General features: G+C 61.0%; 29 protein-coding genes and 1 tRNA gene. 19 read left to right on the plus strand and 11 right to left on the minus strand.

Annotated features, from left to right (window positions below):
* Positions 1 to 185: 185 nt before the first annotated feature.
* Positions 186 to 737: a L,D-transpeptidase gene (locus O4H53_RS23495; RefSeq protein WP_269367413.1), complete on the minus strand. Its 552-nt coding sequence runs from the start codon at positions 735 to 737 to the stop codon at positions 186 to 188.
* 499 nt (positions 738 to 1236) lie between these two features.
* Between O4H53_RS23495 and O4H53_RS23500 the strand changes: the two genes are divergently transcribed.
* Positions 1237 to 2211, plus strand: a complete 975-nt coding sequence (locus O4H53_RS23500) for a response regulator (RefSeq protein WP_269367414.1) — start codon at positions 1237 to 1239, stop codon at positions 2209 to 2211.
* Between the two features lie 487 nt (positions 2212 to 2698).
* Here O4H53_RS23500 and ettA read toward each other — a convergent pair whose 3' ends face one another.
* Positions 2699 to 4354 carry an energy-dependent translational throttle protein EttA gene (gene ettA / locus O4H53_RS23505; RefSeq protein WP_269367415.1) on the minus strand — a complete coding sequence of 552 codons (1656 nt, stop codon included), beginning with the start codon at positions 4352 to 4354 and terminating at the stop codon, positions 2699 to 2701.
* A gap of 193 nt (positions 4355 to 4547) precedes the next feature.
* On the opposite strand from ettA, the gene O4H53_RS23510 reads away from it, so the two are divergent.
* From O4H53_RS23510 to O4H53_RS23525, 4 genes are all read left to right on the plus strand, one after another.
* The gene (locus O4H53_RS23510) at positions 4548 to 5234 is read left to right on the plus strand and encodes a methyl-accepting chemotaxis protein (RefSeq protein ID WP_269367416.1); all 687 of its coding nucleotides are present in this window, start codon (positions 4548 to 4550) and stop codon (positions 5232 to 5234) included.
* Between the two features lie 395 nt (positions 5235 to 5629).
* Positions 5630 to 6070 carry a universal stress protein gene (locus O4H53_RS23515; protein WP_269367417.1) on the plus strand — a complete coding sequence of 147 codons (441 nt, stop codon included), beginning with the start codon at positions 5630 to 5632 and terminating at the stop codon, positions 6068 to 6070.
* 16 nt (positions 6071 to 6086) lie between these two features.
* Complete coding sequence (locus tag O4H53_RS23520; RefSeq protein ID WP_269367418.1) at positions 6087 to 7634, plus strand: alanine/glycine:cation symporter family protein; 1548 nt, start codon at positions 6087 to 6089, stop codon at positions 7632 to 7634.
* Positions 7635 to 7716: 82 nt separating this feature from the next.
* On the plus strand, positions 7717 to 8316 hold the full coding sequence (locus tag O4H53_RS23525; RefSeq protein ID WP_114277477.1) for a nicotinate-nucleotide adenylyltransferase: 600 nt from the start codon (positions 7717 to 7719) through the stop codon (positions 8314 to 8316).
* Here the strand turns inward: O4H53_RS23525 and O4H53_RS23530 are convergent.
* Positions 8299 to 9123 carry a DMT family transporter gene (locus O4H53_RS23530; RefSeq protein ID WP_269367419.1) on the minus strand — a complete coding sequence of 275 codons (825 nt, stop codon included), beginning with the start codon at positions 9121 to 9123 and terminating at the stop codon, positions 8299 to 8301. The two genes, O4H53_RS23525 and O4H53_RS23530, sit on opposite strands and share 18 nt — an antisense overlap.
* Positions 9124 to 9209: 86 nt before the next feature.
* On the opposite strand from O4H53_RS23530, the gene dacB reads away from it, so the two are divergent.
* From dacB to O4H53_RS23545, 3 genes are read left to right on the plus strand one after another with little or no spacing between them, the layout of a single operon-like run.
* Positions 9210 to 10706: a D-alanyl-D-alanine carboxypeptidase/D-alanyl-D-alanine endopeptidase gene (gene dacB, locus O4H53_RS23535; RefSeq protein ID WP_269367420.1), complete on the plus strand. Its 1497-nt coding sequence runs from the start codon at positions 9210 to 9212 to the stop codon at positions 10704 to 10706.
* 24 nt (positions 10707 to 10730) lie between these two features.
* Positions 10731 to 11498, plus strand: a complete 768-nt coding sequence (locus tag O4H53_RS23540) for a polysaccharide deacetylase family protein (RefSeq protein WP_269367421.1) — start codon at positions 10731 to 10733, stop codon at positions 11496 to 11498.
* On the plus strand, positions 11491 to 12345 hold the full coding sequence (locus tag O4H53_RS23545) for a GNAT family N-acetyltransferase (RefSeq protein ID WP_269367422.1): 855 nt from the start codon (positions 11491 to 11493) through the stop codon (positions 12343 to 12345). The genes O4H53_RS23540 and O4H53_RS23545 overlap by 8 nt, the downstream gene beginning before the upstream one ends.
* A 6-nt stretch (positions 12346 to 12351) precedes the next feature.
* Here O4H53_RS23545 and O4H53_RS23550 read toward each other — a convergent pair whose 3' ends face one another.
* Positions 12352 to 12774 carry a tellurite resistance TerB family protein gene (locus O4H53_RS23550; RefSeq protein WP_269367423.1) on the minus strand — a complete coding sequence of 141 codons (423 nt, stop codon included), beginning with the start codon at positions 12772 to 12774 and terminating at the stop codon, positions 12352 to 12354.
* A gap of 116 nt (positions 12775 to 12890) precedes the next feature.
* On the opposite strand from O4H53_RS23550, the gene O4H53_RS23555 reads away from it, so the two are divergent.
* The 3 genes from O4H53_RS23555 to O4H53_RS23565 all read left to right on the plus strand — a co-directional run bounded on the left by O4H53_RS23555 (position 12891) and on the right by O4H53_RS23565 (position 17498).
* On the plus strand, positions 12891 to 14471 hold the full coding sequence (locus O4H53_RS23555) for a lysine--tRNA ligase (protein ID WP_269367424.1): 1581 nt from the start codon (positions 12891 to 12893) through the stop codon (positions 14469 to 14471).
* A 165-nt stretch (positions 14472 to 14636) separates the two neighbouring features.
* Positions 14637 to 15050 carry a DUF4864 domain-containing protein gene (locus O4H53_RS23560; protein WP_269367425.1) on the plus strand — a complete coding sequence of 138 codons (414 nt, stop codon included), beginning with the start codon at positions 14637 to 14639 and terminating at the stop codon, positions 15048 to 15050.
* A 159-nt stretch (positions 15051 to 15209) separates the two neighbouring features.
* Complete coding sequence (locus O4H53_RS23565; RefSeq protein WP_269367426.1) at positions 15210 to 17498, plus strand: glycosyl hydrolase family 28-related protein; 2289 nt, start codon at positions 15210 to 15212, stop codon at positions 17496 to 17498.
* 44 nt (positions 17499 to 17542) lie between these two features.
* Here O4H53_RS23565 and O4H53_RS23570 read toward each other — a convergent pair whose 3' ends face one another.
* Both O4H53_RS23570 and O4H53_RS23575 read right to left on the minus strand, forming a co-directional pair.
* The gene (locus O4H53_RS23570; protein ID WP_269367427.1) at positions 17543 to 18208 is read right to left on the minus strand and encodes a hypothetical protein; all 666 of its coding nucleotides are present in this window, start codon (positions 18206 to 18208) and stop codon (positions 17543 to 17545) included.
* A gap of 129 nt (positions 18209 to 18337) precedes the next feature.
* On the minus strand, positions 18338 to 18523 hold the full coding sequence (locus O4H53_RS23575; protein ID WP_114272772.1) for a PLDc N-terminal domain-containing protein: 186 nt from the start codon (positions 18521 to 18523) through the stop codon (positions 18338 to 18340).
* 106 nt (positions 18524 to 18629) lie between these two features.
* On the opposite strand from O4H53_RS23575, the gene O4H53_RS23580 reads away from it, so the two are divergent.
* The 5 genes from O4H53_RS23580 (at position 18630) to O4H53_RS23600 (ending at position 20527) form a co-directional block, all read left to right on the plus strand.
* Positions 18630 to 19178: a hemerythrin domain-containing protein gene (locus O4H53_RS23580; RefSeq protein ID WP_269367428.1), complete on the plus strand. Its 549-nt coding sequence runs from the start codon at positions 18630 to 18632 to the stop codon at positions 19176 to 19178.
* A 74-nt stretch (positions 19179 to 19252) separates the two neighbouring features.
* Complete coding sequence (locus O4H53_RS23585) at positions 19253 to 19441, plus strand: DUF3008 family protein (protein WP_269367429.1); 189 nt, start codon at positions 19253 to 19255, stop codon at positions 19439 to 19441.
* 117 nt (positions 19442 to 19558) lie between these two features.
* A complete protein-coding gene (locus tag O4H53_RS23590) occupies positions 19559 to 19915 on the plus strand; it encodes a PRC-barrel domain-containing protein (RefSeq protein ID WP_269367430.1) in 357 nt (118 codons plus the stop codon).
* Positions 19916 to 19965: 50 nt separating this feature from the next.
* Entirely contained in the window at positions 19966 to 20298 is a 333-nt protein-coding gene (locus O4H53_RS23595; protein ID WP_269367431.1) for a DUF4160 domain-containing protein, read from the plus strand.
* Positions 20282 to 20527: a DUF2442 domain-containing protein gene (locus tag O4H53_RS23600; RefSeq protein WP_269367432.1), complete on the plus strand. Its 246-nt coding sequence runs from the start codon at positions 20282 to 20284 to the stop codon at positions 20525 to 20527. Before O4H53_RS23595 ends, O4H53_RS23600 begins: the two co-directional genes overlap by 17 nt.
* A gap of 47 nt (positions 20528 to 20574) precedes the next feature.
* Here O4H53_RS23600 and O4H53_RS23605 read toward each other — a convergent pair whose 3' ends face one another.
* The 3 genes from O4H53_RS23605 to O4H53_RS23615 form a co-directional block, all read right to left on the minus strand.
* Positions 20575 to 20949, minus strand: a complete 375-nt coding sequence (locus O4H53_RS23605) for a hypothetical protein (RefSeq protein ID WP_269367433.1) — start codon at positions 20947 to 20949, stop codon at positions 20575 to 20577.
* A 202-nt stretch (positions 20950 to 21151) separates the two neighbouring features.
* The gene (gene uvrB / locus O4H53_RS23610) at positions 21152 to 23356 is read right to left on the minus strand and encodes an excinuclease ABC subunit UvrB (RefSeq protein ID WP_269367434.1); all 2205 of its coding nucleotides are present in this window, start codon (positions 23354 to 23356) and stop codon (positions 21152 to 21154) included.
* 111 nt (positions 23357 to 23467) lie between these two features.
* On the minus strand, positions 23468 to 23752 hold the full coding sequence (locus O4H53_RS23615) for an antifreeze protein (protein ID WP_269367435.1): 285 nt from the start codon (positions 23750 to 23752) through the stop codon (positions 23468 to 23470).
* A 144-nt stretch (positions 23753 to 23896) separates the two neighbouring features.
* Here O4H53_RS23615 and O4H53_RS23620 point away from each other — a divergent pair, with 144 nt between their 5' ends.
* The 3 genes from O4H53_RS23620 (at position 23897) to O4H53_RS23630 (ending at position 25469) form a co-directional block, all read left to right on the plus strand.
* Complete coding sequence (locus O4H53_RS23620) at positions 23897 to 24208, plus strand: ETC complex I subunit (protein WP_114272766.1); 312 nt, start codon at positions 23897 to 23899, stop codon at positions 24206 to 24208.
* 141 nt (positions 24209 to 24349) lie between these two features.
* The gene (locus O4H53_RS23625; RefSeq protein ID WP_269367436.1) at positions 24350 to 25303 is read left to right on the plus strand and encodes an MYG1 family protein; all 954 of its coding nucleotides are present in this window, start codon (positions 24350 to 24352) and stop codon (positions 25301 to 25303) included.
* Between the two features lie 89 nt (positions 25304 to 25392).
* A tRNA-Arg gene (locus tag O4H53_RS23630) sits at positions 25393 to 25469 on the plus strand.
* Positions 25470 to 25501: 32 nt separating this feature from the next.
* Here the strand turns inward: O4H53_RS23630 and O4H53_RS23635 are convergent.
* The gene (locus tag O4H53_RS23635) at positions 25502 to 26578 is read right to left on the minus strand and encodes a tyrosine-type recombinase/integrase (protein ID WP_269367437.1); all 1077 of its coding nucleotides are present in this window, start codon (positions 26576 to 26578) and stop codon (positions 25502 to 25504) included.
* Entirely contained in the window at positions 26575 to 26787 is a 213-nt protein-coding gene (locus tag O4H53_RS23640) for a hypothetical protein (RefSeq protein WP_269367438.1), read from the minus strand. The genes O4H53_RS23635 and O4H53_RS23640 overlap by 4 nt, the downstream gene beginning before the upstream one ends.
* Positions 26788 to 26849: the final 62 nt, after the last annotated feature.

A 26849-nucleotide genomic window follows, 5' to 3' on the forward strand; every position in this document is an offset into this window, starting at 1 on the left:
AAGGGAGGCGCTCCGAATGCGCGTCTCAATGCGCCCTCCCAGGCTCGGGCGCGGCCCTTCGTTCGAAAACGTAACGCAGAGCGCAGAAGAACGATTTACCTCCGGCGGCAGCCGTTTCCGGGTTTGTCAGCAGCCTCGGGCCGATACATCGTACCGGCCCCTTTCCAGTCAAGATGTCGCGTCTCTCAGAGAACGGTGACCTTGGTGCCCAGGGGCACACGTTCGTAGAGATCCTTGACGTGTTCGTTCAGCATCCGGATGCAGCCGTTGGACACGGACCGGCCGATGGAGTTCGGCTGGGTTGTGCCGTGGATGCGGAAATAGGTGTCCTTGCCGTTCTGGAACAGGTAGAGCGCGCGTGCGCCCAGCGGGTTGCTGGGGCCACCGGGCTGCGCATCGGTGTTGCCCTTGAAGCGGCCATAGGCCTGGGGGTCGCGTTCGATCATCTCGTCGGTGGGGCGCCATGTGGGCCATTCTTTCTTGACGGCGATGGTCGCGGTCCCGGTGAATTCCAGACCGGCCTTCCCGACGCCGACGCCATAGCGGATCGCACGGCCGGGGGATGTGACGAGATACAGGTAGTGGCTGCGCGGCAGGATCAGCAGTTGACCGGGTTGGTACTGGCGCTTGATCGACACTTCCTGAGGGGTCGGGTCATATGCTCCGGCCTGGGCGCTCAGGGCGTGTGGCAGGGCGGCGGCAGCCAAGGAACTGGCGATAAATGTACGGCGGCGCATGTAATGCTCCATGTAAATGGGGTTGGCAGATGATCCATTTTCCAGAGCGTTTGTCTCGATGACAAGTGGAGTCCCTTAAAATATCTGCCGGTTGTTGCACAAAGGCCGGAATAGCTGACGGGCCTTCCCGACCCTTGGGGGAAACGCGGAGGCTGGCACAGAGTTCCCGTGAACCGGAACGCGCCCCGCGCCGGACAGGAAGGTCAGCCGCAGGTGATTCACGCCCCCTTGGTGCGATCTGACGGACGTTTTGCCCTTCGGCATGTTCTGGCCTTAAAGTCTTGAATCAAAGGGCATTTAGGGCATGAAATGGGAAGCGTGACATGTTGCCGACGCGAGTACGGCATATTCCTGACCAGGTTGGCACAAAGTCGTCGCCAATCTTAAAATTGTCTTAATCTGGTCGCAAAAACGCCCCCGATCCCTCACCACCTTTTGCTGATGCCACGGAATGACCGATCTGGCGCCGCAGGTAACCGACGAACCTTGAGGAAAACGCATGCGTATTTTGGCCGTTGATGATGATCCGGTGATTCTCGACCTGCTCGAACGGGCATTGGCCGACAGCCGGGGATATGAGCTGACCACCTGCACGTCGGGCGAGGATGCTCTGAAGTTGCTGAAAGGACCGATTGCCCCTTTCGAGTGTTTCCTGCTGGATGTCATGTTGCCGGGGATCGGCGGGATCGAGCTTTGCGATGCGATCCGCCAGACAGCGGCCTATCGCACCGCGCCAATCATCATGATCACCGCCAGCCGCGAGCCTGACCTGATGGAACGTGCCTTCTATGCCGGGGCCACCGATTTCATGTCCAAGCCGCTGGATGGCGTGGAGCTGAGCGCGCGGATCGTTTCGGCGAGCATGCTGAACGACAGCCTGCACCGCGAACGCGAGGCGCGGCATACGCTGGCCGATCTGACGGCCAAGATGAAGCTGCGCTTCGATGAGGCGGTCAGGCTGAGCAACCCGGAGGTGACGGATCTGCTGGCGCTGGAAAACACGCTGCTGCGGATGCCGGAAGGCTGCTATGCGATGACATTGTTTTCCATTGATGTGATGGGCCTGCGGGGGATTCACCGCGCGGTCAGCCCGATGGCATTCCGTTACCACCTTGAGGCCGTCGCGGGGGCGGCTGTTGATGCGTTCAAGCACCGTACAGCGCGGCTGGCCTATACCGGGTCGGGGCGTTTCATGGGTGTCGTGATGGGGCGTGAACGGTTCGACCGTGACGCCGTGTTGACAGGGATCAACGCAAGCCTGTCATCGGATTGGGATGCCACGGCAAGCGGCACGCCGATGCCGCCGGCGATCCGGCTGACGACACTGTCGGATCAGCGGTTGTGGTCGGGTGTGTCGGCCAGCGACATGCTGCGCACGAAAAAGGCGAATGTCGATCTGCTGCGCGGCGTTCAGGAGGAGCAGGAAGACAACCTGTTCAGCAAGCTGGAAGCCAGGGTGCCACGCGCCTCTTAAGGGGGTTCGGAAGGGCCATTGATCAAAACGGCCCGTTCCTTCTGTGCGTGATGGACCCTCGCGTTCAACAGAGGGAAGTAAGCCATTACCGCTGAGTGCGAACGGGCTTGTAAACAAGCCCTCAGATTGCTGACAAACCCGGAAACGGCTGCCGCCGGAGGTAAATCGTTCTTCTGCGCTCAGCGTTTCGTTTTCGAACGAAGGGCCGCGCCCGAGCCTGGGAGGGCGCATTGAGACGCGCATTCGGAGCGCCTCCCTAACAAATATCAATGTTGTCAGTGTGATACGAGAAGTCACCAAAAGCGCCCTCCCGGGGGGAGGGTCGGGCGCGGCCCGGGCTTTCAGCCCGCGCCAAGGGTTGTGGCTGGCGTCGTGGAAGAACGATTTCGTTGTTTCGGGGGGGCGGGTGCAGGAACGTGCTTTTTCAGCAGCCTGCGGGCTTGTAAACAAGCCCTGCCTCGCACACGTTGAATTTGCTACGCAAAGGTCAACGTACAAACTTCTTGTGTTTCAGCCGCTTGGGTTCCAGCGCATCCGCGCCGAGGCGGCGTTTCTTGTCTTCCTCATAGTCTTCGAAGTTGCCTTCGAACCATTCCACATGGGCCTCGCCCTCGAAGGCGAGGATGTGGGTGCAGATCCGGTCGAGGAAGAAGCGGTCGTGGGAGATGACCACGGCGCAGCCCGCGAAATCCACCAGCGCATCTTCGAGCGCGCGCAGGGTTTCGACGTCAAGGTCGTTGGTCGGTTCGTCAAGCAGCAGGACGTTGCCGCCCTCTTTCAGCAGGCGTGCCATGTGGACGCGGTTGCGCTCACCACCCGACAGCAGGCCGACCTTTTTCTGCTGGTCGCCGCCCTTGAAATTGAACGACGAGCAATAGGCGCGGGAATTGACCTCGGCATCGCCCAGCTTGATCAGCTCGGCCCCGCCGGTGATGGCCTGCCAGACGGTATCCTCGGCATTCAGGTCGTCGCGGGACTGGTCCACATAGGACAGATCGACGGTATCGCCATATTCGATGGAACCCGCGTCGGGCTTTTCCTGACCGGTCAGCATCCTGAACAGCGTCGATTTACCCGCGCCGTTGGGGCCGATGACCCCGACAATCCCGCCCGGCGGCAGGGAGAAATCCAGCCCTTCGACCAGCAGCTTGTCACCCATCGCCTTTTTCAACCCCGCGACCTCGATCACCTTGGAGCCGAGGCGCGGGCCATTGGGGATGACGATCTGAGCGCGCGACAGCTTCTCGCGCTCGGAGGTTTCGGCCATCTCGTTATAGGCGTTGATCCGGGCCTTGGATTTGGCCTGCCGTGCCTTGGCACCCTGGCGCATCCATTCCAGTTCGCGCTCCAGCGTCTTCTGCTTGGACTTGTCCTCGCGCGCTTCCTGCGCCAGGCGCTTGGCCTTCTGTTCCAGCCAGTCGGAGTAGTTTCCTTCGTAGGGAACGCCGCGGCCACGGTCGAGTTCGAGAATCCAGCCGGTGATGTCATCCAGGAAATAACGGTCGTGGGTGACGATCAGGATGGTGCCCTTGTAGTCGATCAGGTGCTGTTGCAGCCAGGCGATGGTTTCCGCGTCCAGGTGGTTGGTCGGTTCGTCGAGCAGCAGCATGTCAGGCGCTTCGAGCAGCAGCTTGCACAGGGCCACGCGCCGCGCCTCACCGCCCGAGAGGGAGGCAACATCGGCGTCGTCGGGGGGGCAGCGCAGCGCCTCCATGCTGACGTCGATCTGGCTGTCAAGGTCCCACAGGTCCTGCGCGTCGATGTCATCCTGCAGTTTGGCCATCTCATCGGCGGTTTCGTCGGAGTAATTCATCGCCAATTCGTTGTAACGGTCGAGGATGGCCTTTTTCGCGGCGACACCTTCCATCACATTCTCACGCACGGTCTTGGTCGGGTCGAGCTTGGGTTCCTGCGGCAGATAGCCGACGCGCGCGCCTTCGGCGGACCAGGCCTCGCCGGTGAAATCCTTGTCCATGCCTGCCATGATCTTGAGCAGGGTGGATTTACCCGCGCCGTTCACGCCGACGACACCGATCTTGACGCCGGGCAGGAAGTTCAGGTGGATGTTTTCAAAAAGCTTTTTTCCGCCCGGATAGGCTTTGGAGACGCCGGACATGTGATAGACGAACTGATAGGCGGCCATTGCGGTTTCCTGTCTGGTCAAAGAGGTTTCGCCCCGCAATATCGCGGTGATCGGTCAAGATCAACGCAGTCGTAAAACGAGGGTGGCCGCGCAGGTGATACCTCGGCGGGCCCCGCTGTTTTCCGCGCAGGCGCCCTGCTGGAAACGAATTCTTCAGCATTGCGGCACTAGCTTGCACCTGAAAGGAGCCAAAATGCTCGATTCCCGGGATGACGATGCGCAGGCCGACCAGCCGGGCGATGCGCATGAAAACGCGATCGACGCGGTCGTGTCGATTGATGAACGCAATAATATCTCTGCCTTCAATCCGGCGGCGGAGCGGTTGTGGGGCTATGACAGCGCCGAGGTGATCGGCAAGAACGTCAAGATGTTGCTGCCCCCTGACATGCGGGCAACCCATGACAGTTTTGTCGACCGCCATCGCAAGTCCGGGCAGGACCGCATTGTCGGCACCAGCCGCGAAGTGCCGATCCATTGCAAGGACAACACCACCGCCTATGCGCGGCTGTCGCTGCGCCGGTCCGTGACGGCAGCGGGTGCACAGGGATATACCGCCTACCTGACCGATATGACCGAACAGCATCGCAAGACGACCGACACCGTCGAGGTGATGCGCGACCTGCTGGACCAGATCGACAGGTTGACCACGGGTATCAACACCATCGCGCAGCAGACCAACCTGTTGTCGGTCAATGCTTCTATCGAAGCGGCAAGGGCGGGTGACATGGGGCGGGGCTTTGGCGTGGTCGCGATGGAGATCAGGGCCCTGTCGAACCAGGCCAAGGAGATCACGCTGGAAATCGAGAACGTGGTGGAATCCGGCAGGCAATCAGTTGGCAAACTGGCGCAGGAGGCGACCCCGACCGGGCAGGGCGGTTGAGGCAGGACCGTCCCGATCGTGATCACGCTGAACGCCCGGCGTGGCCCGATGCCGTGCGATGTTTCAATATCTGCGCGAATTGCCCGATGGCATGAACTGTCCGATGACATGCGTCGATTCTACTGAGGCGAGAAGATTTCTGCAGGCAGTTCGGCTGCTCAAGACTGCATCTGCCAAGCGAAATTGATGCTTTCGGCTGAGAAATCGGGTGATTTTAGGCGTTTTTACCGGAAACTGAACTTTTTCAGTCGATGTGAATTCAAAATCTCTGTTACGCTTTTGTTAACCTGCGAGGGTCGGTCGATGTCCGCCCTACGTGGGGAAACGAAGTGGTGTCCATGCAGGGACGGGGTTTCCCGCCGCTGCAAAGGCACAGGGACAACAGGGAACATCTCATGTCAAAAACCGCAATCGTTGTGGGTCTGGACGGGTCGGAGGCCGGCGAACGCGCGCTGGCTTTCGCCAAAAGCAGAGCCGAAATGATCGGGGATTGCTCAATCACGCTCTGCTACGTGATTGAATGGTCACCCTTTTCATTCCAGACACCCGAGGAAAACGAGCAGCGCCACAAGCGCCGCGAAGAGGAATTGAAACTGGCGCATGAGCGGGTCATCGACCCCGCAGTCGCCCAGGCCAAGGCCGACGGTTTCGAAGTGACCGGTGTCGTCAAGCACGGCGATGCGGCGGATATTCTGGAGGATATCGCCAAGGCGCAGAGCGCCAGCCAGATCGTGGTGGGCCGGGTTGGTGCGCGCGGTCTGAAAGAGCGCCTGTTCGGTGGTGTCACGGGGCGGCTGGTCGCTTCGGCGAGCGTCCCGGTCACAATCATTCCCTGAAGCAGAGGTTTTCGACATGTCCAGACTATACGCAGTACTACTGACCCTGATCGCCTCTGTCCTGCCGGGCCTTGCCGCGGCACAAGAGGCGGTTGGCGTCGACCAGCGGATCAACCAGATCTTTGCGGATTACACCGGTTGGTACGTTTCCTTCATCTTTGCGCCCGTACCGGGCACAACCTTTTCCTGGATCGCCCTTTGGCTGGTGGTCGGTGCCGTGGTGTTCACGGTCTATTTCGGGGCCATCCAGTTCAAGGGTTTCGTGCATTCCATCCGACTGGTGAAAGGTGACTATTCCGATCCCAATGACGCGGGCGAGGTCAGCCACTTCCAGGCGCTGGCGACGGCGCTGTCGGGGACCGTGGGCCTAGGCAACATCGCGGGGGTCGCGGTTGCGGTCAGCATCGGGGGGCCGGGTGCGACCTTCTGGATGGTGGTCGCGGGCCTCTTTGGCATGGCGACCAAGTTCACCGAATGTACGCTGGGTGTGAAATACCGCAACGAATACCCGGACGGCAGCGTCTCGGGTGGTCCGATGTACTATATCACCAAGGGGTTCAAGGAGCGCGGTCTGCCACTGGGCGGCTTCATGGCGGTTCTGTTCTCCATCTTCACGATCCTGGGCGCGCTGGGCGGGGGCAACATGTTCCAGGCCAACCAGGCACATGCACAGATCGCGGGTGTGGTGGGTGATTATCCGGGCTGGATCACCGGTGTGGTCCTGGCGGGCGTCACCTTTGCCGTGATTGCAGGCGGTCTGAAGTCCATCGCACGGGTCACCGAAAAGGTCGTGCCCTTCATGGGTATCTTCTATGTGCTGGTGTCGATCCTCATCCTGCTGATCAACTTCGATCAGATCGGCTGGGCCTTTGGGCAGATCTTCATGGGTGCCTTTACCGGTCTGGGTGTTGTCGGCGGCTTTACCGGCGCGCTGATCCAGGGTTTCCGCCGTGCGGCCTTCTCCAACGAGGCGGGCATCGGGTCGGCGGCCATCGCGCACTCTGCGGTGCGGACCAAGGAGCCGGTGACAGAGGGCTATGTGGCCCTGCTGGAGCCGTTCATCGACACGGTGGTGATCTGCACGATGACCGCTTTGGTGATCGTGATCAGCGGCGTGATGAACGTCGACCCGGAAACCGGTCTTTACATCTGGAATGCCGAGGCAGGCCGGATCGCGACCGACGGGGATGTCAGCGGTGTTGCCCTGACCTCGGCCGCCTATGCCAAGGCGTTCTCCTGGTTCCCGGTCCTGCTGATGGTGGCGGTGGTGCTCTTTGCCTTCTCCACCATGATCAGCTGGTCCTACTACGGGCTGAAAGCCTGGACCTACCTGTTCGGTGAAGGGCATACCAAGGAGCTGGTGTTCAAGATCATCTTCTGCCTGTTCATCGTGATCGGTGCGGCGGCAAGCCTTGGCCCGGTGATCGACTTCTCGGATGCGATGCTGTTCTCCATGGCGATCGTGAACATCATTGCGCTGTATTTCCTGATGCCGATCGTGAAACGCGAGCTGAACAGCTATGTCACGCGTCTGCGTGCGGGCGAGTTCGTCAAGCACAAGTAGGCTGATGCATTGACAATGGGGCGCAAAGCCCTTCCTTTCGGCCCCTGAAGAAATTCGGGGGCCGATTTTGTTGCGCCATAGAATGCCATATGCCGCAGCCGGTCAGGTGATCGGCCTGTTGGGCGGGTCGTTCGACCCGGCCCATGCGGGCCATGCCCATATCACCACCGAGGCGCTCAAGCGGTTTGGTCTGGATCGGGTCTGGTGGCTGGTCAGCCCCGGCAACCCGCTGAAGACCCGTGGGCCGGAGCCGCTGGACAAGCGGATGGACCGCGCCCGCGAGGTCATGCGCCACCCCCGCGTCGAGATCACCGATATCGAGAGCCAGCTTGGCACGCGCTATACGGCGCAGACGCTGGCCAGGTTGCGCAGGCTTTATCCGAATGTGCGCTTTGTCTGGCTGATGGGTGCGGACAACATGGCGCAGCTGCATCAGTGGCAGGATTGGCGCGGGATCATGGAGACCGTGCCGATTGGCGTTCTGGCCCGCCCCGGACAGCGCATTTCGGCGCGGATGAGCCGGGCGGCGGGGCTTTATGCGCCCTACCGGATTCCGGGGCGTTTCAGCCATCTGCTGGGGCTGGCCGATGCGCCGGCCTGGTGTTTCATCAACGTGCCGATGAACGATGCCTCCTCGACCGCGATCCGGGCGCGGGGCGGCTGGTCAGCGCAGGCGGGTTGAGGCCAGCCCGGCCCCGATGATCAGCGCCAGCCCGGCCCAGGTGAAGGTATCGGGCAGGTCACCGAAGATGATCCAGCCCAGAAGGACAGCCGCGATCAGCTGGAAATAGACCAGCGGCGCCAGCCGCGTGGCAGGGGCGATGCGGTAGGCAAAGAGCAGCAGAAGGTTGCCCAGCATGGAGAACAGGGCCGAAGCCAGGGTCAGCCCGGCGATGGGCAGGGTCATCGTCGGCAGGTTGAGCAGCCCGAGCGGCATCAGCAGAAGGCCTGCGATTACAAGCTGGGTAAAGGTCAGCGCCATCGGGCTGCCCAGCCCGGACAACCAGCGCGACATGGTCAGGAAAGTGCCGTAGCAGGTGCCGGCGGCCACCGCCCAGAGCACGTCCAGATCTCCGTCCGGACCGGGGCGGACCACCAGCAGCACGCCGATAAACCCCAGCACGGTCAGGGCGCTGCGCAGCGGTGTGACGGCTTCACGCAGGAAAATCACCGCCAGAACATAGCTGACCAGCGGCCCGACAAAGAAGGCGGCAAAGACTGTGGCGATGTCGACCGTCTGCAACGCCATCTGGATGCAGGAGATGCCCATGGCGAGAACGGCTGCACGTGCCCAGATGCGCCAGTTGCGCAGCAGCGCATCGCTGCCGCGTGGCAGAAAGGGCAGCAGGATCATGGTGCCCAGGGCAAAGCGGGACCATGCGACGAACAGCGGAGAAACGCCCAGACCGCTGGTAAGCAACTTACCGGCGCTGTCCCCGCCGGGGATCAGGGACATGGCAACAAACATGATCAGAACGGCACTTTGCATCAGGCCTGCTAGCACGCATTCACGGTCTGTAAAATGTGAAATGAGACTGCTTGTGGAAGACCGCGAGGTGCGGTTTAACCGGGCGCATGGGCAAGCTTGTTTCACGTCGGTTTTTTCTGGGTTCGATTGCGGCCTTCGGCACCATGCCCAGGGGCGTCCTGGCCGAGCCGCCGACCGCATCCCTGCGTCCCGTTCTGCGGGGGGAGGATTTCCACAAACGCGCGGTGGCCGATGTGGAAGCCATCATCCGCGAGGCGCATTTGACCGGCGATGTGGCCTTTGCCGTGGCGCGGGCCGATACCGGGGCCTGGCTGGAATGTCGGAATGAACAGGCAGGGACCCCGCCTGCCAGCGTCGCCAAGGCGATCACGGCGCTTTACGCGCTGGCGGCTTTGGGGCCTGATCACCGGTTTCAGACCCGTCTTTGCGCCACCGGTGGGATCAAGGATGGCGAGGTGCAGGGCGACCTGTGGCTGGTGGGCGGCGGCGATCCGACGCTGGATACCAACGGGCTGGCCGATATGGCCGCTGACCTGAAAGCCGCGGGGGTGCGGGCGGTCAAGGGCGGTTTCAAGATCTATGAGGCCGCGCTGCCGGTGATGCGCCAGATCGATCCTGAGCAGCCCGATCATGTGGGATATAATCCGGCGGTGTCGGGGATCGCGTTGAATTTCAACCGGGTGCATTTCGAATGGAAACGGGCCAGCGGCAGCTATTCGGTGACCATGGACGCGCGGTCTGACAAGTATCGTCCGGCGGTGGCGATGGCGGCCATGCAGGTGCAGGACCGCAGTGCGCCGGTCTATACCTTTGAAGACCGCGGCGGCACCGATCACTGGACCGTGGCGCGCGGGGCACTGGGCGACGGCGGGTCGCGCTGGTTGCCCGTGCGCAGGCCGGGGCTTTATGCGGGGGATGTGTTTTCCACCATGGCGCGGTCGCAGGGCATCAAGCTGGACCGGCCGGAGGTTGTTGACACCTTGCCCGAGCAGGTCGAAACGCTGGTGACCCGGCGCAGCGGGCCGTTGCGCGGTATCCTGCGCGAGATGTTGAAATATTCCACCAACCTGACGGCGGAAATGGTGGGCATGGCCGCGACGCTGGCCCGCGGGGAACCGGCGGCAAACCTGCGCGCCTCTGCCGCCGCGATGAACCGCTGGGCGGTGGCGGAACTGGGCATGACGGCACCCAAGCTGGTGGATCATTCCGGCCTGGGAGATGACAGCACCGTCACGGCGCTGGATATGGCGCGGGCCCTGGTCAAGGTGCAGGACAGCGGGCTGCGCCCGATCCTGAAACCTTTCGGCATGCGCGATGCCAAGGGACGCCCGATGAAGGATCATCCGATTGCGGTGGATGCCAAGACCGGAACGCTGAATTTCGTATCCGGGCTGGCGGGATATCTGACGGCGACGGATGGCACCGTGATGGCCTTTGCCATTTTTGCATCCAACCCCGGGGAGCGCGCCAAGATCAGCCGCGAGGAGCGTGAAAGACCGCCCGGTGCGCAGGGCTGGAACAGCCGTGCAAAGCGCGTGCAACAGGCGCTGATCGAACGCTGGGGTGCGCTCTACGGCAGCTGACCCATGGGGCAGAAGGAGATTTCCATGGCAAGCTGGGCCGATCTGGACGAAGAGCTGCGCCTGTGGCGCGCGACAGGCGAAATACCCACCTTCTGGTGGCGGGATGACGATACCGAAGCGCCGACCGCCGATCTGGAGCGGCTGATTGTACTGGCAGAGCGGTTTTCGGCCCCCTTGCATCTGGCTGTGGTGCCCCATGCGATTGATCCCGGCCTCGCGCCGCGCCTCGGGGCGTCACCGCTGGTTTATGCGTTGCAGCACGGGTTTTCGCACAAGAACCACGAGCCCAAGGGCGCGCGCGCCTCAGAAGTCGGGGTGAATCGTGACATCGCCTTGCAGGAGGCGGATCTGACGCTTGGCTGGCAGCGGATGGTGGCGGCGGGATTGCCCAACCTTCTGCCCGTCTTTGTCCCGCCCTGGAACCGGATTGCGGAGAAGACGCTGATGGTCCTGCCGCGTCTGGGCTATCACGCTGTGTCGATCTTTGACCGGCGGCCGGAGAATCCTGTGGGGCTGCCGCATTTCAATGGTCATATCGACCCGATCCGCTGGAAAGAGGGCGCGCGTTTTGCCGGTACGGAAAAGACGCTGGAGCAGGCGGTGCGCCACCTGCGTCAGCGCCGTCTGGGCGAGGCCGAAAAGGATGAGCCGACAGGCTTTGTCACCCATCATCTGCAGACCGACGAGCCAACCTGGGATTTCAGCGCCGCCTTGCTGGAGCGGCTGACATTCCGGGATGCGACCCGCTGGATCGCGCTGCCTCAGGTCCTGAAAGGAGCCCACCTTGGTTGAGATTGCCTATGCCGTGCCGTCGGAGCGCGAGGAAGTCGCGCAGTTCATGAACGCGGTCTTTGTGAAAGCGAAATGGGACATCGACGGCTGGCGCCGGCTGGTGGCCGGGCGCTGGTGCGGACCGGAGGGGCGCTATGCCATCACGGTGCGCGATAACGGGCGGCTGATGGGGGTTCTGGGGTTGGTCTATGCCGAGCGGATCACGGCGGAAGGGGTGCGGACCACGGCGGACATGACGTCATGGTATGTGTTGAAAGACCTGCGGGGGCAGGGGGTTGGCGGCAAGATGATGGCGCTAGCCACCTCTGATCCTGAGGTCACGGTCACCAATTTTTCCAGCGCCAAGGCGGCGGTCAGCGTGTTGGAGCGTGCGGGGCTGGAGGTGCTGGACAGCGAGCGGCTGGTCTGGCTGCCGTCAGAACTGCCGAAGTTCAGGGTGCATGAGGATCCGCTGGCGCTGGGCGACAGGCTGACGGCGAAGGACAGGCGGATCATCGGTGATCATCAGGGTCTGCGCCTGCGGCATCTGGCGGTGGAAACGCCGGACGGGTTGTGTGTGATGGTGGTCTATCCGCAGAAGAAGCACGATGAATATGTCACGCATGAGATCATGTATCTGGCTGATCAGCCGCTGTTTGCGCGGCATGCCAGGCAGATCGCGGCGTCTGTCCTGCCCGAACGGGAGGCGATCCTGTCACTGGACCGCAGGTTCGCGGCAGAGGGGATCGAACCGGACGATGTACGCGCCTTTGCCACGCCGAGGTTCTGTCAGAAGGGGCTGCTGCACCCCTCCGAGATCGACATGCTTTATTCCGAATGCGTGTTGCTGAACATCAAGATCCACTAAGCGCCGTCAGCTGAGGTGACGCGCGCGCGCGCCGCGTTCGATGGCGGCGGCATGCAGGCGGTCGATGTTCAGCTCGTAACGGATTTCTTCGAGCAGACGCAGTTCGGCTTCTTCGAGCTTGCCATCGGCGGCGGCGACGTCGCAGGCCAGCGCATAGGCGGTCTCATACAGGCGTTCCGGCAGCGCCTCGCGGATCAGGCCGAAGAGCGCGTCGAGCCCGTCTTCCTGTTCGAAGAGGTCGAACACGGTCTTGCTGATGGTGCTGAGCCGGTCGTTGTCATAGCCCGCAAAGATCGGCAGCATGTTGACCGAAGACTGGATCTTCATCAGTTCGGTGGTTCTGATGTGCTCGTCAGACGCGGAAACGGCGACCATCATCGCGACAAGACTGTCCTGCGCGCTGAGCGACAGGGAGGGATCGTCAGGCATTGAACTTCCTTTGATGCTGTGTTGGGTACAGATTATTGACCCGGTCCGCCCGGCGCAATAGGAAGCGGCCTGACCTGCGCGCATTGGGCGCTCGGGTGCCAATGATGGAAAATGTGATGTCTGATATGCGTGACGCCGCGATGAGCAGCAAGGCCTGGCCCTTTGAAGAAGCGCGTCGGGTGCTCAAACGGTATCAGAACAAGCCGCCGGAAAAGGGTTTTGTGCTGTTCGAGACGGGCTATGGCCCCTCTGGCCTGCCGCATATCGGGACCTTTGGCGAGGTGCTGCGGACCACGATGATCAAGCGCGCTTTTGAGGAGATTTCGGACATTCCGACCAAGCTGATCTGTTTTTCCGACGATCTGGACGGGATGCGCAAGGTGCCGGGCAATGTGCCGCAGCAGGAGATGCTGGCCGAGCATATGCACAAGCCGCTGACATCGGTGCCGGATCCCTTCGGCACGTATGAGAGTTTTGGCCATCACAACAACGCCATGCTGCGGCGGTTCCTGGATACTTTCGGGTTCGAATACGAGTTCTATTCGGCGCGGGAGTTCTATCAATCGGGCCAGTTCGACGCGATTCTGCTGCGCGCTGCGGAACGGTACGACGAGATCATGGCGGTGATGCTGAAATCGCTGCGCGAAGAGCGGCGTCAGACCTATTCGATCTTCCTGCCGATCCACCCGGAGACGGGGCGGGTGTTGTATGTGCCGATCCGCGAGGTGAATGCAAAGGATGGCACGATCACCTTTGATACCGAAGAGGGCGAGGAAATGACCCTGCCGGTTACCGGAGGGAACGTGAAATTGCAGTGGAAACCTGATTTCGGCGCGCGCTGGGCGGCGCTGGACGTGGATTTCGAGATGTACGGTAAGGAACATGCCACCAATACCGCGATCTATGACCGGATTTGCGAGATCCTGGGCGGCAGGAAGCCGGAGCATTTCAGCTATGAGCTGTTCCTGGACGAGAATGGCCAGAAGATTTCCAAATCCTCCGGCAATGGTATCTCGATTGACCAGTGGCTGACCTATGCGAGCACGGAATCGCTGGCCTATTTCATGTTTCTCAAGCCCAAGACCGCCAAGCGGATGCATTTCGATGTGATCCCGAAGGCCGTGGATGAATATCACCAGCAGTTGCGCGCCTATGAGACGCAGGACGCCGCGGGGCGGGCGAACAATCCGGTATGGCACATCCACGGGGGCGATGTGCCCAAGTCGGATATGGTTGTGCCGTTCTCCATGCTGTTGAACCTCGCGTCCGTGTCCTCGGCCGAGGACAAGGGGCAGTTGTGGGGCTTTATCCAGCGCTATGCGCCCGATGCCTCGCCGGAGAAGAACCCCGGCATGGATGCGGCGGCAGGCCAGGCGGTGCGGTATTTCAATGACTTCGTGAAGCCGTACAAGGTGTTCCGCACTCCGACCGATCTGGAGCGCGAGGCCCTGGAAGAGCTGCGCGACAACCTGAGGGCCTGGGACGGCGGGCTGGATGCGGAGGCGTTGCAAAGCATGGTCTTTGCCGTCGGAAAAGAGCGGTTCGAGCCGCTGCGCGACTGGTTTACGGCGCTTTACGAGGTCTTGCTGGGGGCGTCGCAGGGGCCGCGTTTCGGCGGGTTCATCGCGCTTTACGGTGTGACGGAAACGGCCGATCTGATCGACGCGGCGCTGGCGGGCAAGCTGACAGCGGGCTGAAACTCTTGCCCTGTTGGCGCCGTGACTTACCATATGCGCGCCCGACCTTAGACTTGAGACACGAATACCCTGCCGCGCCTGCGGCGCTCTCGGGACATTCGAGTCACAGGATGATGAAGGTTAAAGGCCGGGCGCTCTAGTCACACAGCCAACAGGAGAGAGGTCATGCGGACAGGGTTTTTGAGGATGCTCGGGGCGTTGATGCTGGCGGTTATGTCCGTCACCGGGGCCGCCGCGCAATCCACCGAGATCGAAGGCACGATCAACAGTCAGTTCGAAGCCTTCAAGGCGGATGATTTCGCGACGGCATTTACCTATGCCACGCCGAGCTTGCAGCAATTGTTCCAGTCACCGCAGAATTTCCAGCGCATGGTGACGCAGGGCTATCCGATGGTCTGGCGCCCTGCCGAAGTGCGCTATCTGGAGCTGCGCGAGCGGGGCGGGGCGATGTGGCAGAAGGTGCAGATCACCGATGCCAAGGGGTTCACCCATATCCTGGATTACAAGATGGAAGAGACGGATATGGGCTGGCGCATCGGTGCCGTGCAGATCCTGGATGCGCCGGGGGCGACGGCCTGACAGCGGGCGTTGCGCCAAGACCGTGCGCCGGTCTCAGCGCTGCTTAAGACTTCATTGATATTTCCCTGTCCACGGGTCGGCAATCGCCGGGTCTGAGGTCAACCAGACGGGGTGCTGGCGGTTTGGGTGCCGTGGCGCTTCCGGAGAAAGGGATATTTGATGAACAAGGCGATTACCGATGGCGTGGTGCTGATGCCGACCCCGTTTGCGCAAGGTCTGGATGTCTGGTCAAGCGGCGATGGGACGCCGGGTTCGGACACTTACGAAGGCTCGGCCAATGGGGCTTTTGTTCCTGCGGATCAGGATTTCGGGGGGGCGCTGGAGCTGCTGAAGACGCAGAACACGCAGAAGCTGCGTTACATGGGCGAGACCCCGCTGCTGCCGGGGTGCTATCTGCAGATCAGGGCAAGGGTGAAGGCGATCAGTGGCAATCTGCCGTCGGTGCGCATCGCCGGATATGCGGCCCGCGCGAACGGGACGCTTGTGAACAATGTTGCGGGGTTTGCGCCCTATGTCACGCTGACGAGCTATGGCGAGGTTGTCGAGGTGTCGGCCATCGTGGGGGCGGGCGATCGCGGCGGGGTCGATCTGGTCTGGGGGACAGAGCCGGTTTACGGCCATTTCGGGATTGACCTGGTGGGCGCGAACGGCGGGATCATCCGGGTCGATGACATCGAGATCGAGGATGTGACATCGGTTTTCCTGCGCGACATGCTGAGCCAGGTGGATGTGGTGGATTTCGGCGCGATCGGTGACGGCACAACCGATGACAGCGCCGCATTCGATGCGGCCAATGCGGCGGCCAATGGGCGCACGGTCTTTGTGCCGGCCGGGACCTATCGGCTGAATTCCAGCGTGACGATTGACAGCAATGTGAAATTCGAGGGCAAGCTGAGCATGCCGACCAGTGCCGTTCTGGTGCTGCGCCGCAATTTCGACCTGCCGAATTACATCGAAGCCTTCGAGGACGAGGAACTGGCCTTTCGCAAGGCCTTCCAGGCGTTGCTGAACAATGCGGATCACGAGACGCTGGATCTGGGCGGGCGCAAGGTGACCATCAACGGGCCGATTGACATGCAGGCGGCGGTGCCGGGGCAGAATTCCTATGCGACGCGCCGGGTGATCCGGAATGGCCAGCTGGAGGCGGCAAGCGGCAGTGCCTGGGACACGGAAGTTGTGACCTCGCAGGCCACCTACAGCACGAGCAACAACAAACGGCTGACCAATGTCACCAACATTGCCAACATCCCTGTCGGTGCCCTGGTGGAGGGAAACGGGGTGGGCCGCGAGATTTATGTGAGGTCCAAGAACGTGGCGACCGGGCAGATCGAACTGAACGCGCCGCTTTACGATGCCTCCGGCACGCAGAACTTCACCTTTCGCAAGTTCCAGTACATGCTGGATTTCAGCGGTTTCAGCCTGCTGAGCAAGTTCGTGCTGGCCGACATCGAGTTCCAGTGCAACAACCGGTCCTCTGCGATCATGCTGGCCCTGTCGGGCACGGCGTTTCACCTGCGCGATTGCTTCATCACGCGCCCGGCAGACCGGGGGATCACCTCTATCGGCGGAGGTTGTCAGGGCATGCTGATCGACCGCTGCCAGTTCCTGTCGGCGGAAGATGCGATTCCGGTGTCGCAGCGCACGACCATCGGGTTCAACGCCAATGCCAATGATGTGAAGCTGCGCGACAACCGCGCCACGCGTCTACGCCATTTCGGCCTGCTGGGCGGGGCCAACAGCATCATCACGGGAAACCATTTTTTCCAGGGTGATGAGGTGAACAACGGGGTCCGCTCGGCGGGCATCATCCTTGCCAATACCCATGTCAGTTCGATTTTCTCGGGCAATTATGTGGACAATTGCTTTCTCGAATGGACCAATGAGCAGGACCCGGCGCCGGACTTCAATTCTGAATATTCGTTCAGTGCGCTCAGCGTCACCGACAATATCTTTCTGTCGGGTGAGGTGGCCCCCTGGTTCAGCTATATCGTGGTCAAGCCGCATGGGGCGGGGCATTTCCTGAGTGGTGTGTCGATCACGGGCAACCGGTTCCGCAGCCTGAACGGCACCATCGACAGGGCAGAGCGGGTCGATACCACCTTTGCGGATCTCGACCTTTCAAGGTGCAAGAACGTGGTGTTTACCGAGAATTCGTTTCATGCGGTGACCCATCAGGTTGAGAGCCCGGCCAAGGTCGAATTTTTTCAGAATACGGCATCTGACATCTGGACCATTGATATGTCCGGATACCTGCCTTTCGGAGGCGAGGCGTTGAAGGTGGAAAGCGTGTTGCCGCAGGGGGCCCTGCGCAATGACAACAATGTGCGCCAGTGGGAAACACCCTATGCCGATGTGGCGATTGGCGGGAACCGCGACCAGATACGGCTGAACTGGTCGACCGCACTGCGCGGGCGGGTGCAGGTGACGGTCCGCATGGACAGTCGCTGAATGCACCGGCAGGCCCCGTCTGAGAGGGCGGAGGGGGCCTGCCATCAGAATTCGCGCCATAACCCCAGCTTGATTGATGTAGAGGATAGATTGTCAAACGGGGTTTCGGTGCCGATCTGGATTCGGAAATTGCGGTTCTTCGGCTTGATGAGGATCGAAGGGGCGAAGGTGCCATAGGTCTGCTGATCAATCCGGGCCAGGTAGACCTGCAACATGCCCGATGTCACCTGGCTGAAATTATACCCCAGAGTGCCATCCAGTTTTGCCGCGCGCCGGCCGGAGGTAACGTCCCAGTAAAGCGCGCTGTCCACACCCATCCATCCGTAGTTCTGCCCGATCTGAAAGCTTCGTCCCCAAGACAGCCCCAGCTTGACGTGGGGCAACATCAGATCCTGAACCCAGGCGGTGCCTGCCCCGACTTCATAGGCCCATTTGTGCGTCGCGTCTGGCCGGCTCAGCGGGCGCCGCAGGAAAAGCGTGACCGCACCGGACTGCAGGCCGAGATGGCTGTTGGCAAAGCTGAGGTCGGCACCGATGGTCAGGTCGTCATGCCATCCGTATTCGATGTAGGTTCCGCTGCTTTGATCGAGCGATTTGTTCAGGGTGAAAGTGGATGAAACGAAGCTGGTGCCCTTCTCTCTCATCCAGGCCCCTGCCTGTGCAGGGCCGGACAGGCAGAGAAAGATCAGGGCATAAACCAGGACAGGCATCGCATACTCCTGCGATGATCTTGGTTAATGCGAATTAAAAAAGGATTACCGGCCCTGGCCCTGTGCAAAAGGCCGGGCGACGAAAAAGCCCGGAACAGGGTTCCGGGCTGATCCGTAAATGTTCGGGGCTCAGATCGTCGCGCGGCTGCCGCGGGGGCCGAGGATGAGCCAGGCGATGAAGCCAAGCACCGGCAGCACCAGAATGACGACGGTCCAGATGATTTTCGCAAGCGTTGACGCGGTTGATGTCAGCACCTGATAAATTGCGTAGATATCGGCGATCAGGACGATCAGTCCGAAGAGGCCATATTCCATTGGGTGTCTCCTTGAATCACATATTGCGTATTGCTGGATAAACTCCGCGTGATCGGAAAAAGTTCCGCAGCTTGCGGCAGCGCATTGTAATCGCTATGGAATGCGGATGATCTCTGACCCCAAACTGGCGCTTGACCGGCGCGATGGCCTGCCGGATGCCCTGCGGGTTCTGGCCGAAGCCTATCCGCGTGCAAATTGGGAGGCGCATGCCAACTTTGGCGAGATGATCCGCTTCTGGATGGAACGGCATGCCATGTTCCGGCAATTGACCGAGCTGTTGCAGAGCGACGCGCAGGCGCTGGCCGATGGCCGCGTCGATTTTGCCACCTATGCGCCGCGGCTGTCGCAATATGGCGGGATGCTGCTGAACCAGCTTCACGGGCACCACCAGATCGAGGATCAGCATTATTTTCCGCAGTTGATCACGCTGGATGGACGTCTGGAACGCGGCTTTGAGCTGTTGGAGACGGATCATGAGGCGATGGACGGTTTGCTGCACGGGATGGCCGATGGGGCCAATGCCGTGCTGCAAGGCGGCGAGATCGGGCCGTTTCTGGAGCGTCTGAACGGGTTCACGACCTTGTTGAACCGCCATCTGACCGACGAGGAAGAGATCGTCGTGCCGGTGGTGCTGGAAACAGGGTTCAGCGGGTAGGCCGGGATTTGCGGAACATCGCTGCGGCCACCTGAGTTGAGCGGGTAAACCGACCTCAACCGAAAGGAACAGCTATGCCTGCCCGATCCAAAGCCCAGCAGCGCGCCGCCGGTGCCGCCCTCTCTGCCAAACGTGGCGAGACCAGGGTGTCCGACCTGCAGGGCGCGTCGAAAGAGATGTATGAGACCATGACCGAGGCGGAACTGGAGGATTATGCCAGTACCGACCATGACGGGCTGCCTGAAAAGGTGGATGACGATTGATCAGGATCAATCGGTCCTGCGCCTGCGCTGTTATCCGCCTGTGGCCAGCAGGCTCCGGAACCGAAGATCGCCAGGGGCGTTTTCCTGTCAGACACGCACTCAAGAAAGGAACACGTTATGAATGACATGTCTTCGACTGCATCTCTGGTTTCTTCCAGTGATGTGAACGGCACGGTGGTTTTCGGCACGAAGGGTGACGAGATCGGCCATATTGATCATCTGATGATCGACAAGAAATCCGGCAACGTGGCCTATGCGGTCATGGGTTTTGGCGGATTTCTGGGGATGGGGGAAGACCATCACCCGATCCCGTGGAACGCCCTGCGTTATGACCCCTCCCGCGGGGGCTATGTGACCGACATCGACGCCGACACGCTGAAAGGCGCACCCGAGCGCCCCGAGGGCTGGCAAAGCGACCGCGCCTGGGAACGGCGGACGTTCGATCACTACGGCGTGCCGTATTACTGGATGTGATTGCCTGACAGGCGGTTGAATGCGGAAGGCGGGCTGGATGGCCCGCCTTTTTGTTGATTTTTTTTGCAGAAAACGTGGTCGAGGGCGGTGGGCGTTGTAAAGCTCTGGTCCTGTTCGTGATTTCTGACATAGTTCGTATTATGCCGACGATCTTTCGACAGGGCGGGTTCCGCTTCTTTTTCTATTCAAATGAGGGAGACCCGCGTGAACCAATGCATGTTCATGCGGTGAGCGCGGATGGTGAAGCCAAGTTTTGGGTCGGCGCGGAAGTCGAACTCGCGAGAAGTGCAGGACTAAATTCAAAAACCCTGCGCAAACTGGTGCAAATCGTGGTAGAACGGCAGGAAGACATTAGTGGAGCATGGTATGACCATTTCGGCTGAAAAGGTGCATTTCGACGATGATCAGATGTGGGTTGCCCTGTCGGATGGTCGCGTGATTGGTGTGCCCTTGGCTTGGTTTCCACGTTTGTTGGGGGCAACGAAAGCAGAGCGTGACGCTGTAAAGATCAGCCCATTCGGACTGCATTGGGAGTCGCTGGACGAAGATATTTCTGTGGAGGGGCTGCTGGCGGGTCGCGGGGATTTGTCGGGCGTTGGAAAGGTGGCTTAGTAATCTAGATGATGTGTACTTTCAGTACCTGATAAAACGGCCTGGTTTCAGAAGGGATCTATCTTGCTCTGAAACGGATCTGACAGCTTGATACGATTAGAGCATTCGACCAGCTTTGTCAGTGCCGCGCTTGAACCCGCCAATGAAAAGAGAGCTATCCGCCTTTCGTCTTGATTTAATACGGCTAAGGCAGAACCTTGCGAAACTTGGGAGAGAAACCGCACGGACTTGTTCGGCTCATCCATCGTGAGGGAGACAGAAATTCCTTCAGCTGAACCGTCGATGATCCATCGTTCATAATCGACATCGATTAGAAATCGAACGGCTCTTTTCCTTATGTCCCAATTCGGGTCAAACACGAAAAGTGTCAGTCCGCCGTTATCATAAGCTGTTATCGAAAATGTTTGGTTTGCTCTGTTCATAGTTTCCGCAGAACACCAAATTGACCCAGTTTCGGTATCATGCGTAAGTTCGACTCGCCATGCTTTATGCCTGAGCAACGACGTGCTGTCGTACTCTGCGGATGCGCACGTGGCGAATAACAAAAATGAAGCTATAAAAGAAAACTTCACACCCAGACCCGAAATATCTATCAGATGATACTCCGTTCATGGGTATCAGTTGTCAACGCTTCCCCCCATACCGGCTTTTCCCGCCGCGCATGCCGCCGCGGCCGCCGGTGCTGCGGCCTGAGGCTTTTTGCGCGTCGCCGACGGCTTTCTCCACCGCGTATTGCCGCGCCATCGGGTCGTCGGCGATGGCCAGATCGACCGCCTCCAGCCGCTTGACCTCGTCGCGCAGGCGGGCGGCTTCTTCGAACTCCAGGTTCTCGGCCGCCTTGCGCATGTCGGTGCGCAGCCCTTCCAGCACGGTCTGCAGGTTGCCGCCATGGGCCTTGTCCACCTTGGCGGTGACGCGGTTCATGTCCACGTCGCCCTTGTAGAGACCGGCCAGAATATCCTCGACGTTTTTCTTGACCGTCTGCGGAGTGATGCCGTGTTCTTCGTTATAGGCCAGTTGCTTGGCACGGCGACGTTCGGTTTCGCCCATGGCGCGTTCCATGCTGCCGGTGATGCGGTCGGCATACATGATGACGCGCCCCTCGGCATTCCGCGCGGCGCGGCCGATGGTCTGGATCAGTGAGGTTTCGGAGCGCAGGAAGCCTTCCTTGTCGGCGTCCAGGATCGCCACCAGCCCGCATTCGGGAATGTCCAGCCCCTCGCGCAGCAGGTTGATCCCGATCAGCACGTCAAAGGCCCCCAGCCGCAGGTCGCGCAGGATTTCGATCCGCTCGATCGTGTCGATGTCGGAGTGCATGTAGCGCACGCGGATGCCCTGTTCGTGCATGTATTCGGTCAGATCCTCGGCCATGCGTTTGGTCAGCGTGGTGCAAAGCGTGCGGTAGCCATCGGCGGCCACCTTGCGCACCTCGTCCAGCAGGTCATCCACCTGCATTTCGACGGGGCGGATTTCGATCTGCGGGTCGATCAGGCCGGTGGGGCGGATGATCTGTTCGGTGAACACGCCGCCGGCCTGTTCAATCTCCCAGGCCGCGGGGGTGGCAGAGACAAAGACGGATTGCGGGCGCATCGCATCCCATTCCTCGAACTTCAGCGGGCGGTTGTCCATGCAGGAGGGCAGGCGGAACCCGTGTTCGGCCAGGGTGAACTTGCGCCGGTAGTCGCCTTTGTACATGCCGCCGATCTGCGGCACGCTCACATGGCTTTCGTCCGCGAAAACAATGGCATGATCCGGGATGAATTCGAACAGGGTCGGGGGCGGCTCGCCCGGGGCGCGGCCGGTGAGGTAGCGCGAGTAGTTTTCGATGCCGTTGCAGACGCCGGTGGCTTCCAGCATCTCAAGGTCGAAGTTCGTGCGCTGCTCCAGCCGCTGCGCCTCCAGCAGCTTGCCATCCGCAACCAACTGGTCGAGCCGCGTGCGCAGCTCCTTCTTGATGCCGATGATGGCCTGGGACATCGTTGGCTTGGGCGTCACATAGTGGCTGTTGGCATAGACGCGGATCTGGTCGAAAGTATCGGTCTTTTCCCCGGTCAGCGGGTCGAATTCCGTAATGCTTTCCAGTTCCTCGCCAAAGAAGGACAGTCGCCAGGCCCGATCATCCAGGTGGGCGGGGAAAATTTCAAGGCTGTCGCCGCGCACCCGGAACGACCCGCGTTGAAAGGCGGCGTCGTTGCGTTTGTATTGCTGGGCAACCAGATCGGCGATGACCTGGCGCTGATCATAGCTGGAGCCTGTTTTCAGGTCCTGTGTCATCGCGCCATAGGTTTCCACCGACCCGATGCCATAGATGCAGGAGACCGAGGCCACGATGATCACATCGTCGCGTTCCAGCAGCGCCCGGGTGGCCGAATGGCGCATCCGGTCGATCTGTTCGTTGATCTGGGATTCCTTCTCGATATAGGTGTCCGACCGGGCGACATAGGCCTCCGGCTGGTAGTAATCGTAGTAGGAAACGAAGTATTCGACGGCGTTGTCCGGGAAGAATCCCTTGAATTCGCCGTAGAGCTGGGCTGCCAGCGTCTTGTTCGGGGCCAGGATGATGGCGGGGCGCTGGGTCTCTTCGATCACCCGCGCCATGGTAAAGGTCTTGCCGGTGCCGGTGGCACCCAGCAGGACCTGGTCCCTTTCGCCGTCTTTCACCCCCTGGGACAGTTCCGCGATGGCGGTGGGCTGATCGCCTGCGGCCTCGAATTCCGTCTGCAGGCGAAACCGCCTTCCGCCCTCCAGCTTGGGGCGGTTGCGCACGTCCGGCGCGGGGTTGGACAGAATAGGCGCGATTTCAGAGCTGTCAGTCTGGGCGTAGGGCATCTGTGGCGTCCTCGGGTGGGGAGCCCCATAGGTGTCGTTTTTGGCGGCAGGATCAAGGGGGGATGGCGGGCAACTGCCAGCTTATGTCAGCAGTATTCCCGACACCCCGTGTCATTTCATCAGGCGTTTCCGATTCGCCCTGACCTTGCGGCTGAGCGGGGCCATTGCGGCGGATATCACCTGATCGGGGCTTTTGCCTGCCATGATGGCCTTGCTTGCCGCGGCATTGGCCTTGTTCAGGGCGGGCAGCTTTTCAGAGACCATGCGGGTGTTCTCGCCCGCCTTTTGCGGGATCAGCCCGGCCATGGCCATCAGCCGCAGGGCCATGACGGTTTGCGCCTCCAACGCCAGCAGGACGGCATTGGTTGTCAGGGAAATCAGATTTACAGGGTACATCGAAAGCTCCTTTCGAAAACTGATACCAAGATAATGCTGCGGCGCAGCATTTGTAAGGGGCATTCCGCATTATCCCGACGAAGGCCTTGCCCCAGACCTGCGAATGGCCGATACAGGATCGCAACACAGACCAAGGAGCGTCTCATGCGCGCACGCATCTATCAGCCCGCCCGCACGGCCATGTCATCAGGCACGGCAAAGACACGGATGTGGTTTCTGGAATTTGCACCATCAGAGGCGCGCGAAGTTGATCCGCTGATGGGATGGACCTCTTCATCCGACACGCAGGCGCAGGTGAAACTGCGCTTTGACACGCGTGAAGAGGCGGTTGAATATGCCCGCGAGCACGGCATCGACGCCCAGGTGCAAGAGCCGCACAAGCGCAAGCCGAATGTCCGCCCCGGCGGCTACGGGGAAAATTTTGCAACCGGCCGCCGCGGTGCCTGGACCCACTGAAGCCGGGCCTGTGGCCGGTAGCCGGATCATCCATGATCGGCCGGACATGACCGGTGATGCGACCGGATTGCGAAAACCAGCATGTTGGCAGGGTCACATCCGATCCACTTTGAAACCCAGTGATCCGGGATCGCAGCACCCATGACCCTACCCAAAGCGGCAATCCGGTATCTGGTCACCCATTCGGGGGGCTTTCACGCGGATGAGCTGTTGTCCTCGGTTGTTCTGACCCGGCTGTATCCGGAGGCTGAACGTGTCCGCAGCCGGGAAGCGCGCTGGATCACCCCGGCCCTCGACAGGATCATCTATGATGTGGGGCGGCAGTTTGACCCCGCCGCGGGCATTTTCGACCATCACCAGGTGCCCGGCCCCCTGCGGGCGGATGGCCAGCCCTATAGTTCCTTTGGCCTGATCTGGGCCAGTTACGGGCGCGATTACCTGCGTGCCCTTGCCGTGCCGGAGAGCGACATTGAGGCGGTCCATGCGGGGTTTGACCGCGATTTTGTGCTGCCCGTCGATCTGATGGACAACGGGGCGCTGGACCCCGGCGTTGCGGGGCCGCTTGCCGGCTTGACCCTGCCGGTGCTGCTGGAAACGCTGAAACCGGTCTTCGACAACCGCAGTCCGCAGGCGGATGACGATGCCTTTACCGCCGCCTTGCCCATCGCCCGCGCTTTTGTCGAGGCGGCGATTGCCGGAAAGGCGGCCAAGCTGCGCGCGGCCACGATTGTCCATGATGCCATTGCCCTCGCGGGCGAGGCGCGGGTGCTGGAACTGCCGATGGGCATGCCGTTTCGTGCCGCGATCCTGGAGGCGGGGGCGGATCACCTGTGGTTTGTGGTGCACCCGCGCGACACCGACTGGGCGATCACGGGGATCCGGAAGAGCGACGACAGTTTCGCGCTGCGTGCGGATCTGCCTGCGGCCTGGGCGGGGCTGAGCGATCAGGACCTGCAACAGGCCAGCGGCGTGCCCGGTGCCCGGTTCTGCCACGCAGGACGGTTCATTGCGGTCGCGACTGACCGCGACAGCGCGCTGCGCATGGCCGCCCTTGCGATCGAGGCGGCGGACCAACTGGCGGCCGAGGCGATCTAGGCCGGTGGAGGCCGTCGCGGAATAGATCACGCAGAGGGGCGCCAGAAGGCTTGCCAAGCCGGCCCCGATGATGGAAAACCCCGCGCAGCGGTCCCTTAGCTCAACTGGATAGAGCAGCTGACTTCTAATCAGCAGGTTGAGGGTTCGAGTCCTTCAGGGATCGCCAGTCCGTCTCAACAGACTTTCAAAATGTTGATTTCATTTGTTTTTAATAACCAAGGTGACACCTTGTTCCGGTGAGGTGTCACCTTGCGTTCCTGTAATGATCTTTTTCAGATCGGCAGATTTGCTGTATCGCGTCGCCTCTGATGCAGAATCGTGGCCGAGGATTGCCATCCGCTGTTCCTCTGTTGCGCCGTTTTCCTTGAACACGGCAGCGCGGTGTTTGCGGATGCCATGGGCCGAAAGGCCCGTCAGCCCGGCCTTTCGGCATGCTGCGGAAAACCATTGCGCCGCCGCTTTGGGAGACCTGGTTGCACCTGACGCCGTGATGATCCACGTCATGTGTCTGGGGCTGTTGCGCAGGCAGCGATCGAGGTGGTCGGACCATTCAAACCAATGTGGGGCCGCAGACGCTTGCCATGGCACTGCCGCCTCTGACCCACTTTTGCCTCTGGCGTAGGTCAGCCACCCGTCCCGAACCATGCCCCGGCCCAGACCGCAGGCATCCTTGATGCTGGCGCAGCTGCGGTGCATCAGTTCAAAGGCCAGCCGCTGAGGTGTGTCGTGTGGCCAGAACGCGCGGAACTTGGCCACGTCATCGCGACCCCAGGGCGTGAACCCGTCGCTTTTCGGGGTCTTGCGCTTGCGCACGGCAAGGGCGGGGTCATCTGCGATCAGCCCGGACTCTAACCAGAACCGCCCCAGCGACCGCCATGCCTTTAGCCTGGCGTTGGCGGGGTGTGGCGCGCGGTCGGACAGGTCTTGGCGGATGTGCTGCGCGCGCAGGGTGTTCAGGCTGCCCGTGCCATAGTCTGCCTCGATCGCCCTGACCTGGCGCCGCCACGCATCACGGGTGGATGGTGCAAGTGCCATGAAGGTGTCAGATGCCAGATAGGCGTGACAGGCGGCGCTGATCGTGCCTGCAATCGGCTTTTGGCGCGGTGCGTGGCCTTTGTGCTGTTCAACGCAGGAAGCGTGAGCCTTGAGGAACATGGCGCTGTCGGGGGCTGCATCCGGTAACGGCCAGCGCGTTACCTTGCCGCCGGTCTTGAACCGGTAGTAATAGCGGACGTTGCCGCTGGGGTGGTGCCCTTTTGGCCAAAGATTTTTCAACCGGACGCCCGTTTTTTGAACAATTCGTCGCATGATACCACCTTGCCAGAACCAGGGTCCGGCGATGCTATGGCATCGTTTTGCATTGAGGCAAGGATTCGCAAGGTCCCGTCACGTTCGATCCGCACTTCCGAAATGCAGATGCCCATGGCCTGCGCCGCCGAAATAGCGGTTTCGATCCGGGCTTTTGATGGCGTGACGGCGGGCATGGGTTAGGTGTCCTTGTTTGCCAGTATCAGCAGGACATCGGCATGGCGTATCGAAAGAGATA

The sequence above is a fragment of the Sulfitobacter sp. G21635-S1 genome, from assembly GCF_027213915.1.
Lineage (GTDB): Bacteria > Pseudomonadota > Alphaproteobacteria > Rhodobacterales > Rhodobacteraceae > Sulfitobacter.